This is a genomic window from Sphingomonas sp. YR710, from assembly GCF_900101455.1.
Lineage (GTDB): Bacteria > Pseudomonadota > Alphaproteobacteria > Sphingomonadales > Sphingomonadaceae > Rhizorhabdus.
Map to the genome: position 1 here is coordinate 38,262 of NZ_FMZJ01000007.1, position 12,306 is coordinate 50,567.

Annotated in this window: 13 protein-coding genes; 8 read left to right on the forward strand and 5 right to left on the reverse strand. The window is 62.3% G+C overall.

Annotation, left to right across the window (positions count from 1 at the left end):
- Positions 1–216 precede the first annotated feature (216 nt).
- From BLS13_RS09935 to glpK, 4 genes are all read left to right on the forward strand, one after another.
- Positions 217–1,203 carry a toll/interleukin-1 receptor domain-containing protein gene (locus BLS13_RS09935; protein WP_093451781.1) on the forward strand — a complete coding sequence of 329 codons (987 nt, stop codon included), beginning with the start codon at positions 217–219 and terminating at the stop codon, positions 1,201–1,203.
- Between the two features lie 209 nt (positions 1,204–1,412).
- The gene (locus tag BLS13_RS20865; protein ID WP_218123262.1) at positions 1,413–1,562 is read left to right on the forward strand and encodes a hypothetical protein; all 150 of its coding nucleotides are present in this window, start codon (positions 1,413–1,415) and stop codon (positions 1,560–1,562) included.
- Between the two features lie 85 nt (positions 1,563–1,647).
- Positions 1,648–3,177 carry a glycerol-3-phosphate dehydrogenase gene (locus BLS13_RS09945; RefSeq protein ID WP_093451784.1) on the forward strand — a complete coding sequence of 510 codons (1,530 nt, stop codon included), beginning with the start codon at positions 1,648–1,650 and terminating at the stop codon, positions 3,175–3,177.
- A 284-nt stretch (positions 3,178–3,461) separates the two neighbouring features.
- On the forward strand, positions 3,462–4,955 hold the full coding sequence (gene glpK / locus BLS13_RS09950; RefSeq protein ID WP_093451786.1) for a glycerol kinase GlpK: 1,494 nt from the start codon (positions 3,462–3,464) through the stop codon (positions 4,953–4,955).
- Positions 4,956–4,959: 4 nt separating this feature from the next.
- Here the strand turns inward: glpK and BLS13_RS09955 are convergent, their stop codons facing one another.
- From BLS13_RS09955 to BLS13_RS09975, 5 genes are all read right to left on the reverse strand, one after another.
- Positions 4,960–5,427 carry a PIN domain-containing protein gene (locus tag BLS13_RS09955; RefSeq protein WP_218123263.1) on the reverse strand — a complete coding sequence of 156 codons (468 nt, stop codon included), beginning with the start codon at positions 5,425–5,427 and terminating at the stop codon, positions 4,960–4,962.
- Positions 5,424–5,654 (reverse strand): type II toxin-antitoxin system Phd/YefM family antitoxin, encoded by a 231-nt coding sequence (locus BLS13_RS09960; protein WP_093451787.1) that lies wholly within the window; start codon positions 5,652–5,654, stop codon positions 5,424–5,426. The genes BLS13_RS09955 and BLS13_RS09960 overlap by 4 nt, the downstream gene beginning before the upstream one ends.
- A gap of 79 nt (positions 5,655–5,733) precedes the next feature.
- Entirely contained in the window at positions 5,734–7,032 is a 1,299-nt protein-coding gene (locus tag BLS13_RS09965; protein ID WP_093451789.1) for a serine hydrolase domain-containing protein, read from the reverse strand.
- A gap of 313 nt (positions 7,033–7,345) precedes the next feature.
- A complete protein-coding gene (locus BLS13_RS09970; RefSeq protein WP_176943538.1) occupies positions 7,346–7,996 on the reverse strand; it encodes a 3-oxoacid CoA-transferase subunit B in 651 nt (216 codons plus the stop codon).
- A complete protein-coding gene (locus BLS13_RS09975; RefSeq protein ID WP_093451791.1) occupies positions 7,996–8,703 on the reverse strand; it encodes a CoA transferase subunit A in 708 nt (235 codons plus the stop codon). Before BLS13_RS09975 ends, BLS13_RS09970 begins: the two co-directional genes overlap by 1 nt.
- Before the next feature lie 226 nt (positions 8,704–8,929).
- On the opposite strand from BLS13_RS09975, the gene BLS13_RS09980 reads away from it, so the two are divergent.
- The 4 genes from BLS13_RS09980 to BLS13_RS09995 all read left to right on the forward strand — a co-directional run bounded on the left by BLS13_RS09980 (position 8,930) and on the right by BLS13_RS09995 (position 12,305).
- Positions 8,930–9,274, forward strand: a complete 345-nt coding sequence (locus BLS13_RS09980; protein WP_093451793.1) for an antibiotic biosynthesis monooxygenase family protein — start codon at positions 8,930–8,932, stop codon at positions 9,272–9,274.
- 435 nt (positions 9,275–9,709) lie between these two features.
- Positions 9,710–10,279 (forward strand): TadE/TadG family type IV pilus assembly protein, encoded by a 570-nt coding sequence (locus tag BLS13_RS09985; RefSeq protein ID WP_176943528.1) that lies wholly within the window; start codon positions 9,710–9,712, stop codon positions 10,277–10,279.
- Positions 10,279–10,812 (forward strand): TadE/TadG family type IV pilus assembly protein, encoded by a 534-nt coding sequence (locus BLS13_RS09990; RefSeq protein ID WP_093451796.1) that lies wholly within the window; start codon positions 10,279–10,281, stop codon positions 10,810–10,812. The genes BLS13_RS09985 and BLS13_RS09990 overlap by 1 nt, the downstream gene beginning before the upstream one ends.
- Positions 10,813–10,838: 26 nt before the next feature.
- Positions 10,839–12,305 carry a TadE/TadG family type IV pilus assembly protein gene (locus BLS13_RS09995; RefSeq protein WP_256325799.1) on the forward strand — a complete coding sequence of 489 codons (1,467 nt, stop codon included), beginning with the start codon at positions 10,839–10,841 and terminating at the stop codon, positions 12,303–12,305.
- Position 12,306 lies beyond the last annotated feature (1 nt).

Genomic DNA, 12,306 nt, shown 5'->3' on the forward strand with positions numbered 1-12,306 from the left:
GGAGCTTGCTGGGTACCCGGCAATTCACTTCATTGATCAGGTCGGTTACGATGGCAAGATCGGTAGCACGGGAACTTTTGCGCTTTGGAGGGGCAGCACTAGACCGCTATGACGACTCCTTTGGATTGAGTGGAGCATCAACGAAGCCCATACCTGTTGTACGTTGCCACTGATGTAAATGTAGAATAGATCCCCTAAAAATATCGGGGGATTAACATGAAGGTTTTTATCAGTTGGAGTGGGAGCCGCAGTAAAGACTTAGCTAACGCTCTTCGTCAATGGCTTCCTATGGTGCTCCAATATGTCGAGCCTTGGGTGTCTGACAAAGATATTTCGGCGGGAGAACGCTGGGCCCAGGCAATCGCGGGGGAGTTAGAATCGGCCAATTTCGGGATCATTTGCATCACACCCGAGAATATTAATTCAGAATGGATTTTGTTTGAATCTGGAGCGCTTTCAAAATCCATGCTTGATGGAAAAGTAATACCACTCTTATTTGGCCTTGAGTTAAGCGATCTGAGTGGACCGCTCTCTCAATTCCAAGCTCAAAAAGTTGAGCAAGCCGGAATCATGGAAGTTGTAAGGGCAATTAACAAAGTTGCCGAAAAACCAGCATCTCAGCAAATTGTCGATCAACTGGTTCCTACACTTTGGCCTCAACTTCAAGAAACCCTATCGAAAATTCCGGCCATTGCCCCTTCGGAAAAACATAAGCGGCCTTCACATGAGATTCTTGAAGAGCTTGTAACGGGTGTTCGTGGCATTAGTTCAAGAATACGCGACTTTGACCCAGAAACAACAGACAAAGAACGCAACATTCGCAGAAGAAAAACAAGACTACACCCCTCTCTTATTAAAGAAATAGGATTTATATCCTCGGAAATAGACGATAAACCTACTATTTTACTGTTCCTTTCCGGAGTTCTTCGAGAGGATTTTCCTTGGCTGTCGGAGATTTTGACCGAATCTTATCGTGAAATTCGATTCAGCGGACCAGATGAAATCGAAACGTCATTTAACCGACTTCGTCACATGGTTATGCATTTAACGCACCACCCTGTGATGCGAGAGTTATCTGGCTATTCGAAAGAATCTATGATGCTTGCTGAGGAACTGCCGATGATTTTGGACATGGCCTTTAGCAGCTTATTAGATCGCAATACACCGCGTCGTATGGTTAACACATTAGCGAAAGGCAAATAAACGGCGATATTTTGGGTTACGGGGTTACGGTGCCACGTGCATAAATCCCTTTTCTTTGGCGGATGCTAAAAAGATGGGGATGTCGAGGCCGACGATCCGCGCAACAAATCCGTGACAATATGCGCGATTCATGCTATAGTATTGAAATGTCTTCTGAAACTCATCAGCATCAGATCCTAATGCGTTATTCGCAAGGCGAGACGAGCACCATGCAGGTGCGCGGCGCCCTCGGCGATATCAGCTTCGGCGAACTTTTGATGAAAATGGGGGCGGAAGGCCTGCCCCTGCCGGTAACGCCCATACAAGGGCGTGAAGGCGTCGTTCGGCGGCTGCGCGAGGTTCTGTTTCCGCGGTCATGAACACCCATGAACGCATAAGGCTGTTCGTCGTCGAATCCGGGCCGCTCATTACGCTCGTGGCGGGGCGATAGCGGCCTGCCAGCGCATGGATTCCCCACCCCACGCCCAACTCCATGACGGGAGCGAAAAACCCCTCCACGACCTCCTCATCATCGGCGGCGGCATCAACGGTGCCGCGATCGCGCGCGATGCCGCCGGGCGGGGGCTCTCGGTGCTGCTCGTCGAGAAGGACGATCTCGCCAGCCATACCTCGTCGGCGAGCACCAAGCTGATCCATGGCGGCCTGCGCTATCTCGAATATTATGAATTCCGGCTGGTGCGAGAGGCGCTGGGCGAGCGGGAGCGGTTGTTGGGGATTGCGCCGCATCTGATCCGGCCACTGCATTTCGTGTTGCCGCAGCCGCCGGGCGGGCGGCCGGGGTGGCTGATCCGGATCGGCCTGTTCCTCTACGATCATCTCAGCGGCCGTGGGACGCTGGAGCGATCGAAGGCGGTGCGGCTAAGCGGCAGCGGCTATGGCGACGGGCTGAAGCGCGAGACGGCCAAGGGCTTCGTCTATTCGGACTGTTGGGTCGACGATGCGCGGCTGGTCGCGCTGACCGCGCGCGATGCCGCCGATCGTGGCGCCGACATCCGGACGCGCACCGCCTTCGTCGCGGCCCGCCGCGACGGCGCGGTCTGGTCCGCGACGATCCGCGATGGCGGCGGCGCGCAGGCGGTGCGTGCGCGGGCGATCGTCAATGCGGCCGGGCCGTGGGTCGGGCAGGTGCTGGGGCTGACCGAGGGGGTCGCGCCAGAGCGGCCGCCGCGGCTCGTGAAGGGCAGCCATATCGTCGTGGGCCGGCGCTTCCGGGGCGAGCATGCCTATATCTTGCAGAATCCGGACGGGCGGATCGTCTTCGCGATACCCTATGAGCAGGATTTCACCTTGATCGGCACCACCGACGTGCCCTTCTCCGCCGACCCGCAGGCGCCCGCGATCGACGCCGACGAGACCGCCTATCTGTGCGAGAGCGTGAACCGATATTTCGCCGCGCCGATCGGCCCGGCCGATGTGCTGCACAGTTTTTCGGGGGTACGGCCGTTGTTCGACGACGGATCGGACGACGCATCGGCGGTCACCCGCGATTATGTGCTGAAGCTCGGTTGTGACGAGGGCCCGCAATATCTGTCGGTGTTCGGCGGCAAGATCACCACCTGCCGCCGGCTCGCCGAACATGCGCTGACCGATCTGGCGCCGTTCCTGCCCGCGATGGGGCCGGCGTGGACCGCCGATGCGCCGCTGCCCGGCGGGGATATCGCGGGCGGCGATTTCGATGGCTTTGTGGCCGGCGTGCGGGCGCGCTGGCCGTTCCTGCCGGGGCCGATGGCGCTCCGGATGGCGCGGGCTTATGGGACGCGGATCGATCGGATCATCGGCGATGCGCGGTCGATCGACGATCTGGGCGAGGATATGAGCGGCGGGCTGCACGCGGCCGAGGTCGATTATCTGGTGGCGCAGGAATGGGCGCGGACCGCCGACGATATATTGTGGCGGCGGACGAAGATCGGGCTGCATACCGGCGCTGCGACGCGGGCGAAGCTGGAGAAGCGGCTGGCCGGCGCGGGGGGGTAGCCTTGCGTGAGCGGAACCAATTCCTCTCCGAGCTTGGCTCGGGGAGGTGGCAGCGCGAAGCGCTGACGGAGGGGCAATGCGCAACCGTTCCGCAGGCCCCTCCACCACCCGCTACGCGGGCACGGCTGCTCTGCAGCCGGCTCCTTCCGCAACATGCCGCCGGCATGTTGCGAGCATACGCCCCCCTCCCCGAGCCAAGCTCGGGGAGGAATTTGACGTGCCGCCCGGCTTGCGGATCGGAGGAGGCAAGTCCAGCATGAGGATAAAATCAGCGCGGAGCGGAGATGATCGGGAAGCGGCATATATTGGCGATCGATCAGGGCACGACATCGACGCGCAGCATCGTCTTCGATGCCGCCGGCAGCCCGATCGCGACTGCACAGGCTGAATTCGCGCAGCATTATCCGCAGAGCGGCTGGGTCGAGCATGATCCCGAGGATATCTGGCGCGACACGATCGCCACCGCGCGCGCGGCGATCGCGCAAGCCGGGCTCGATGCGGCGGCGATCGCGGCGATCGGGATTACCAACCAGCGCGAAACAACGGTGCTGTGGGACCGGGCGACCGGCAAGCCGATCCACAATGCGATCGTCTGGCAGGACCGGCGCGGGGCGCCGCTCTGCGCGGATCTGAAGGCGGCGGGGCATGAGCCGATGATCCATGAGCGGACCGGCCTGCTGCTCGATGCCTATTTCTGCGCGACCAAGCTCGCCTGGCTGCTCGATCATGTCGATGGCGCGCGGGCGCGGGCCGAGGCCGGCGAACTGGCGTTCGGGACGATCGACAGCTTCCTGCTGTGGCGGTTGACCGGTGGACGGGTGCACGCGACAGACGCCACCAATGCCAGCCGCACCCTGTTGTTCGATATCCACCGGCAGGACTGGTGCCCCGATCTGCTGGAGCTGTTCGGCATCCCGCCCGCGATCCTGCCCGCGGTGCGCGACAATGCGTGGCTGTTCGGCGAGACCGAGCCCGATCTGTTCGGCGCGCCGATTCCGATCGCCGGCATGGCGGGCGACCAGCATGCCGCGCTGATCGGCCAGACCCGCTTTGCGGCGGGCGAGGCGAAGGCGACCTATGGCACCGGCTGCTTCATGCTGCTCAATATCGGCGATGTGCCCGTCACGTCGGACAATCGCCTGCTCGTCACCATGGCCTATCGGTTCGACGGGCGACCGACTTTTGCGATCGAGGGATCGATCTTCGTCGCCGGCGCCGCGGTGAAATGGCTGCGCGACGGGCTCGGGCTGATCACCCATGCGTCGCAGACCGACGATATGGCGACCCGTGTTGCCGACAATGGGGGCGTCTATATGGTGCCCGGCTTCGTCGGGCTGGGCGCGCCGCATTGGGAACCCGATGCGCGCGGGCTGATCACCGGGCTGACACTCGGCACCACCGCCGCGCATCTCGCCCGCGCGGCGCTGGAGGCGGTCGCATATCAGACCGCCGACCTGATCGACGCGATGGCGCGCGACGGCGCAAAACGGCCCGATGTGCTGCGGATCGACGGCGGCATGTCCGCCAATGACTGGCTGTGCCAGTTCCTGGCCGACATCCTGAATCTCACGATCGAGCGACCGGCGGTGCTGGAGACGACCGCGCTGGGCGCGGCCTATCTGGCGGGGATGACGGTGGGGCTGTGGAACGGGTGCGACGGCGTCGCCGCCTTACCGCGCCGGATCGACCGGTTCGCGCCGCTTCTGGATGCCGATGGCCGCGAGGCGCTGTTGCGCGGCTGGCGGCGAGCGTTGCGGCAGGCGTTGATGGTGGAATAGCGGGCTATCGGGCCTCGTCGACGAGCGCCGCCAGCCGCGGATGCGGTTTGTCGGCGAGCGGGTTGACGACCGTCAGCCCCCGCGTGACGAAGCCATGCTGCATATCTTCGGATAGCAGCAGCGCGCAGCCGGCATCGGCTGCTGCGGTCAGGATCAGCGCATCCCAGAATTGCAGCTTGTGATCGACGGCGAGATCGGCGGCGGCCAGCGCGGTTCGATCCTCCGAAGCGGATGTTCCGAATGCCCCGGCAAATTCGATCAGGATGGCGCGTGCATCTTCGGGCGATGCGCCGCTGCGCCGGAGGACGACGAACAGTTCGCCGAGCGCCTGCGCCGGCGCAATCAGGGTGGCGCCCGCCGCAAGCCGGCGGATGATCGTCCGCGTCCTGGCGATCTTCTCTTCATCGTCAGCGGTGCGCTGGACCCCGGCCAGATAAGCGAGGATGTTCGTATCAAGCCCGATGCGGATCATTCGTAGAGATCGTCGCGCGACCAGTTGCCCGCGGTGCGGCGCGGCAACCGCTCGACGAAATCGAGCAACATTTCGACCGCCCGCTGCTCCTGCACCCGATCGATCGGAAGCAACCGCGCGACCGGGCGCCCGCGCGATGTCACGGTGAAGCATTCGCCATCCGCGACGTTGCGGAGCAGTTCGGAGAAATGCTGATTGGCTTCGCTGGCGCTGATCGATCGGTCCATGCGCCATATCTAGGCGAAACCACTAGATTTTGCAACGCCTGCCGGGACATGCCCCAAGGCTATGGGCGTCGCTATCCGCTCACTTATCCAGCCCCGGCCAGTCATGAAACGGCTGGCGATAGAGCATGTCGAGCACTTCGAGCTGCATGCCGGTCGGTTCGACCGCGTTCGAATTCCACAGCATCGCGACACCCGCTTTCAGCACCGGATCGAACAGGATCAGCGAGCGATAGCCGTCGACCGCGCCGCGATGGCCGATCACCTCGCGCCCGGCATAATGATAGATCCTCCAGCCGAGGCCATAGGACGCCTCCTTGAGCGCCCGATCCCAATCGCGCAGTGCGTGGCTGGAATAGGTGCGGATGCGCGGGGTGTGCAGGGTGCGCAGCACGGCGGGCGAGAGCACGCGCGGCGCCTCCCCCATCTGCGCGCGCATCCACAGGCCGAGATCGATGATCGACGAATTGACCGCGCCGGCGCCCGGTATCCGATAATAAGCGTCGCTGACCGTCTTCTCGCGGCGGCCGTCATGCGGGCGCGCCCAGCTTGGCGCGGATTCGAGCCCTGCCTTCGATGTGGTGGCCGATTGCATGCCGAGCGGACCGAACAGCTGATCCTGCACCAGCGTGCCATAAGGCGCATGGCCGGCATGTTCGGCGATCTCGCTCGAGGCATCGTAAGCGATATTCTGATAGCCATAGCATTTGCCGGGCGGGCACATCGCGAACAGGGCGCTTAACCGGCTGCGGATCGCCTTGGGATCCTGGCCGTCCTCCAGATCCGAATCATAGGCATTCTTGACGATGCCGAGACTTTGCGAGAGCAGATTATCGACGGTCGCGATCCGCTCATTGCCCTTCGGCAGCTTCAGCGACGGCGCCCAGCGCGCCACCGGATCGGTGAGCGACAACTTCTTCTGCTCGGCCATCTTCGCGAGCAGCGTCGCCGCGACCCCCTTCGACAGCGATGCCCAGCGGAACACGGTATGCGCGGTCACCGGCGGGCCGCCGTCGGTCGTCACGCCATAGCCCTTGGCGAAGCTGATCTCGCCATTTTCAATAGTGACGATCGCGACCCCGACCACCGACTTGCGCTCGGCCAGCCGCTTCATCCGCGCATCGAGGCGGGTATAATCGATCCGCGTCGGGCCGCTCTTGGTGATGCCGATGCGGCTGAGATCGATCGACAGCCGCTTGAAGACAGGCTTTGGCGCGACCGGCGACGAGCGCAGATAGAAGCCGCCCACGGCGATGAATGCGATCAGCAGCGTCAGCAGCACAGCACCCGCCACCACCAAGCCTCGTTCGACCGAAACGACGGCGGGTACGGGTGCATCGGGATCGACGGAGGGATTTTTTATGTTTTTGGGATCAGGCATGAACGAGATAGGAAACCCTGAAAGGCCAAAGGAGACGCGGCATAGCATCGCGGGAGCCGGTTGGCGGCAAAGAACCGCCACGCCTCATCGCAGGTTAGGCACGGTCTGCCCCTAGCGGCCGTCCATTCCGATCCTCCCCCGCCAGGGGGAGGTGGCAGCGCTAAGCGCTGACGGAGGGGGAGGACGGCGGCGCTCCCGCAACCAGAAAGTCGCTTCTGCCCGCCCCCTCCGTCGCCTCCGGCGCCACCTCCCCCTGGCGGGGGAGGATCGAAATGGGCCACCGCGAGCGCCGTGCGCGCGTCGCGAGGAAGATTCAGGCGGCGTAATGCGCCGTCGTCCTGGCGGCGACGTCCTCGGCGGTCACGCCGGGCGCCATCTCGACGAGCCTGAACGGCGATTTGTGATCGGGCCGCTGAAACACGCACAGATCGGTGACGATCATGTCGACGACATTCTTGCCGGTCAGCGGCAAGGTGCAGGCCGGGATGAATTTGGGATCGCCATTTTTCGACGTATGTTCCATCACCACGATGATCTTCTTGACCCCGGCGACGAGATCCATCGCGCCGCCCATTCCCTTCACCATCTTGCCGGGGATCATCCAGTTGGCGATATCGCCATTTTCGGCGACTTCCATCGCGCCGAGCACGGTCAAATCGATATGGCCGCCGCGGATCATCGCGAAACTGTCCGCGCTCGAAAAATAGCTCGACGAGGGCAGTTCGCTGATCGTCTGCTTGCCGGCATTGATCAGATCGGCGTCCTCCTCCCCTTCATAGGGAAAGGGGCCGATGCCGAGCATGCCGTTTTCCGATTGCAGGGTGACCGTCATCCCTTCGGGAATGTTGTTGGCGACCAGCGTGGGGATGCCGATGCCCAGATTGACATAATAGCCGTCCTGCAATTCCTGGGCGGCGCGCGCCGCCATCTGGTTGCGATCCCAGCCTTTGATTTCCGCGGCCATCATGCCACCTCCCTCTGCCGGACCGTCCGGAATTCGATCCTTTTGTCATAGGGCGCGCCGAGCACGAGCCGCTTGATATAGATGCCGGGCACATGGATCGCATCGGGATCGAGGCTGCCGACCGGCACGATCTCCTCGACCTCGGCCACCGTGTGGTGCGAGGCTGTGGCCGCAGGCTGGTTGAAATTGCGCGCGGTCTTGCGGAAGATCAGGTTGCCGCTCTCATCCGCCTTCCACCCCTTGATGATCGACAGATCGGCACGGATACCGCGTTCGAGCACGTAGGTCTCGCCGTCGAACTCCTTCGTTTCCTTGCCCTCGGCCACCAGCGTGCCGACGCCCGTCTTGGTATAGAAGCCGGGGATGCCGGCGCCGCCGGCGCGCATCCGTTCCGCCAAAGTGCCCTGCGGGCAGAATTCGACCTCCAGCTCGCCCGACAGATATTGCCGTTCGAATTCCTTATTCTCGCCGACATAAGAGGAGATCATCTTCGCGATCTGATGGGTGCGCAGCAATTTGCCGAGCCCCTCGCCATCGATCCCGGCATTGTTCGATGCAACAATCAGGCCCTTGACCCCCGACGCCACGATCGCGTCGATCAGCCGATCGGGCACCCCGCACAGGCCGAAGCCGCCCGAACAAATCGTCATTCCATCGAACAGCAAACCTTCGAGAGCGGCTGCAGCGGAGGAGAAAATCTTCGACAATGCATCTCTCCGACACGAGGATCAGTCGCTCTTGGTGTAACGACCCCACCTGTGACCGGTCAATGGACGAGCAGCGCCACGGCGCATGAAAATGCGCGAATCCCCATGCTGCACCGCACAAATGCAAAGAAACGCACGATATTCTTGCAACAATATCCAGAAATCGCTGTTGAGTCCTTGACCCACAAGCGCAGTTCCCCGAACAGATGCTAAACCGGAGGGCAGGATGATCAAGGAACTGGCAGAGCTCGATATCAGGCCCGGGCAGGAAAAGGCGTTCGAGGACGCGGCCCGGCAGGCGATGAAGTTGTTCCTGACGTCAAAGGGCTGCCATGCCTTTCGCCTCCACCGATCGATCGAACAGCCTTCGCGATACAAATTGTTCGTCGAATGGGACACGATCGAGGATCATATGATCGAATTCCGCAATTCGGAATCGTTCATCGCCTGGCGCAAATTGTGCGGCCCCTATTTCCTCTCGCCACCGCGGGTCGAGCATCTCCAGATCGTGATCGAGGGCCGCGGCGAGCCGGTGTTCGAAGGCAAGCCTGCGCTGGTTGCCAGCAACTGATATCGCGCCTCAACGCGCTCCAAAAGGGCTCGCGCCACGCGTAGCTCTGACTTGCCCGTCATCCGCCATATGCCACTTCCCAGATAACTCTTCATTGTCACCCCCGCGAAAGCAGGGACCCATGGACGGAGGCAGCTGCTGATTCCGGCGTGCCGTCACTGTAGGTTCTCGCTTTCGCGGGAATGACGGTTGGGGGGTATGGCACCCTATGCTATTCGACAGACTGCATAATCCCTTAATTTTGGGCATATGGGCCGGAAGCGGTCTCATAAGGTTTCGGCCTGAAGCAATTTCTTAAGCAAGACGGCTTATGCCTGCCGCCAAGACCCAGCCGGAAATTTGAGCCGGAATTCGGGTATGCGGACGATCGACGATGCGCCCGCGTTGCGGGACGATGCCACCCGATGTGCGTGTCAGAGGTCATGGATTGCGGTTATGAAGACGGGTGCGCGAAGCAGGCGGAGGCGGGGTGAGCGAAGCGCTTCAGCGCAGCCAGCGCTGCGCCTGCATGCTGATCAGCGCGGCGCAGCGGCGCTGGAATTCGCGCTGATCGCGCCGATGCTGTTCGCGCTGCTGCTGGCCGTCACCGAAACCAGCCTCGTCTTCTTTGCGCAGGAAGGTTTGCAGACTGCGCTCGACGTCGCGGCACGCAAGATCATGACCGGCCAGGCACAGAATGCCGGCATGACGCAAGCCCAGTTCCAGCAAACCGCCTGCGCCGCTTTGCCGCCCTATCTGGCGTGCAGCAACCTGATCGTCGACGCGCAGACCGCGTCATCGCTGGCCAATGTCAATACCAGTGCGCCCACCATCACGTTCGACAAGACCGGCAAGGTCACCAACAGCTGGAATTACAGCGTGGGCGGCGCGGGCGACATCGTGGTGCTCCGCCTCCTCTATCTCTGGCCGCTGCCGACCGGCCCGCTGGGCTTCACCCTCAACGATGCATCCGGCACGCAAAAGCTGCTGATCGCGACGTCGGTTGCCAAGACCGAGCCCTATTGATGATCGGCTTTCGCTTCCTGCGCAGGATCGCTGGCAACGTTCAGGGCATGGCCGTGGTCGAATTCGCGCTTTGTCTGCCATTCCTGGCCCTGCTCTATCTCGGCAGTTATCAGTTGATGGATGCGCTGGCCTGCAATCGCAAGGTCACCGTCACCACCCGGGCCATAGCAGACCTGACATCGCAATATTCGACGCTCGGCACGGCTGACGCCGATCAGATCTTGTCGGCATCGGCGCAAATCCTAGCCCCGTATAACGCCGCCAATGCGCTGTTCCGCGTATCGCAACTCTATACCGACAAGAACGGGACAACGACCGTGATGTGGAGCCGCGCGAAAAACGGATCCGCGCTGGTGAGCGGCGCCACCGTTACACCGCCAGCGGCGATCTTGGTGAACGACAATTATCTGATCTACGCCGAAGTCAGCTACACCTATACGCCGATTGCCCGCTACGGCCTGCTCGCGCCCATCGCGCTGGCCGACACGGTCTATATGAGTCCGCGCGTTTCTTCATCGGTGAAGCTGCAATGATGCGCCCGCGCCAACGCTCCCACACGATGGCAGCCACGTTGCGCGTGTGGCAGGCCCGCTGCCGCCTTTTCCTGGCTGGACTGGCGATGGACCGGCGCGGCAATGTGCTGATGATCGTTGCTGCCGCTCTCCTGCCGCTGACCTTCGCGGCCGGCATGGGGATCGACTATAGCCGCGCCATGCGGATTCAGACCAAGCTCAACGCCGCCGCCGATGCCGCCGCGCTGGCAGCCGTGACGCAGCCGATGATGAACCAGTCGAGCGCCACCGCCTGTGCAGTTGCCCGCAAGATGTTCGTCGCGCAGGCAACGAGCCTGGGCGGGCTGGTGATGAACGACAGCGATCCGGCGCAGCTCACGATCACCATAGCCGACAGCGCCACCCCGACCAGCGGATCGACGACGACGACCTGCGCCAACGGCGGGGCGAGCAGCTCGACGACCGCCAGCTACAGCCGCACCGCCTCCGTCACCTATCGCATGCAATCGCAGAATGCCTTTGGCGGCATCCTCGGCATGGACTCGCTGACCGTCAAAGGCTCGTCTCAGGCGAACAGCGCGGTGGCGCCGAGCATCGATTTCTACCTGATGCTGGATACGTCACCATCGATGCTGCTGCCCGCGACATCGGGCGGGCTGGCATCGATGATCGCCGCGACATCGGCACAGGGCGATATCGCACCCAAGGGCTGCGCCTTCGCCTGCCATCAGACCAGCACGACATCGAGCGACCCCGGCGGCACGCCGCAATCGGGCGGCGTCTATCTCGATAACTACCAGGTCGCACGCAACAACGGCATTGCGTTGCGGACCGATCTGGTGACGAGCGCGGTGCAGCAGCTGACCACCGACGCGCAAACAACGTCGGCCGCAAACCATGCCAGCTATCGCATGGGCATTTTCGATTTCGATTATATGTTCCGGCAGATCTGGCCGACCTCGGCGATCGGCGGCGTCTATGTCGACAGCAACCTGACCCAGGTCAGCAGCCATGTGACCGATGCCAAGGTGCTTACCTACTGCCGCAACAACCAGCGCGTGTGCGGGACGAGCGATAGCGACATGGGCACCAATTTCACGGCCGCCTTCACCGGCGCGCTCGCGAATATGCCGACGAAGCCGGGCAGCGGCACCACCAACCCCGGCGACACGCCGCAGGCGATCCTGTTCGTGATCACCGATGGCATGCGCGACGAGAATGTCAGCGGCGGCCGCGTCATGGGGCCGATCCCCGGCGCACAATGCACGACCATCAAGAATCGCGGCATCCGCATCGCCATCCTCAACACGCAATATCTGCCAGCATCGGCATCCGATTCCTGGTCCGTCGCCAATGTGAAGACGCCGTTTCTGGTGCCGGACAAGATAACCCCGGCACTGACCGCCTGCGCCTCGCCGGGCTTGTTCTATCAGGTGACAACCGACGGCGACATTGCGGCGGCGCTATCGGCGCTGTTCCAGAAGGCAGTCGCCACCGCGCATCTGACGCAGTGAG

Coding starts and splice junctions, on each gene's coding strand:
- BLS13_RS09935 (WP_093451781.1), top strand. CDS start 217: ATGAAGGTTTTTATCAGTTGGAGTGGGAGCCGCAGTAAAGACTTAGCT.
- BLS13_RS20865 (WP_218123262.1), top strand. CDS start 1,413: ATGCAGGTGCGCGGCGCCCTCGGCGATATCAGCTTCGGCGAACTTTTG.
- BLS13_RS09945 (WP_093451784.1), top strand. CDS start 1,648: ATGGATTCCCCACCCCACGCCCAACTCCATGACGGGAGCGAAAAACCC.
- glpK (WP_093451786.1), top strand. CDS start 3,462: ATGATCGGGAAGCGGCATATATTGGCGATCGATCAGGGCACGACATCG.
- BLS13_RS09955 (WP_218123263.1), bottom strand. CDS start 5,427: ATGATCCGCATCGGGCTTGATACGAACATCCTCGCTTATCTGGCCGGG.
- BLS13_RS09960 (WP_093451787.1), bottom strand. CDS start 5,654: ATGGACCGATCGATCAGCGCCAGCGAAGCCAATCAGCATTTCTCCGAA.
- BLS13_RS09965 (WP_093451789.1), bottom strand. CDS start 7,032: ATGCCTGATCCCAAAAACATAAAAAATCCCTCCGTCGATCCCGATGCA.
- BLS13_RS09970 (WP_176943538.1), bottom strand. CDS start 7,996: ATGGCCGCGGAAATCAAAGGCTGGGATCGCAACCAGATGGCGGCGCGC.
- BLS13_RS09980 (WP_093451793.1), top strand. CDS start 8,930: ATGATCAAGGAACTGGCAGAGCTCGATATCAGGCCCGGGCAGGAAAAG.
- BLS13_RS09985 (WP_176943528.1), top strand. CDS start 9,710: ATGAAGACGGGTGCGCGAAGCAGGCGGAGGCGGGGTGAGCGAAGCGCT.
- BLS13_RS09990 (WP_093451796.1), top strand. CDS start 10,279: ATGATCGGCTTTCGCTTCCTGCGCAGGATCGCTGGCAACGTTCAGGGC.
- BLS13_RS09995 (WP_256325799.1), top strand. CDS start 10,839: ATGGCAGCCACGTTGCGCGTGTGGCAGGCCCGCTGCCGCCTTTTCCTG.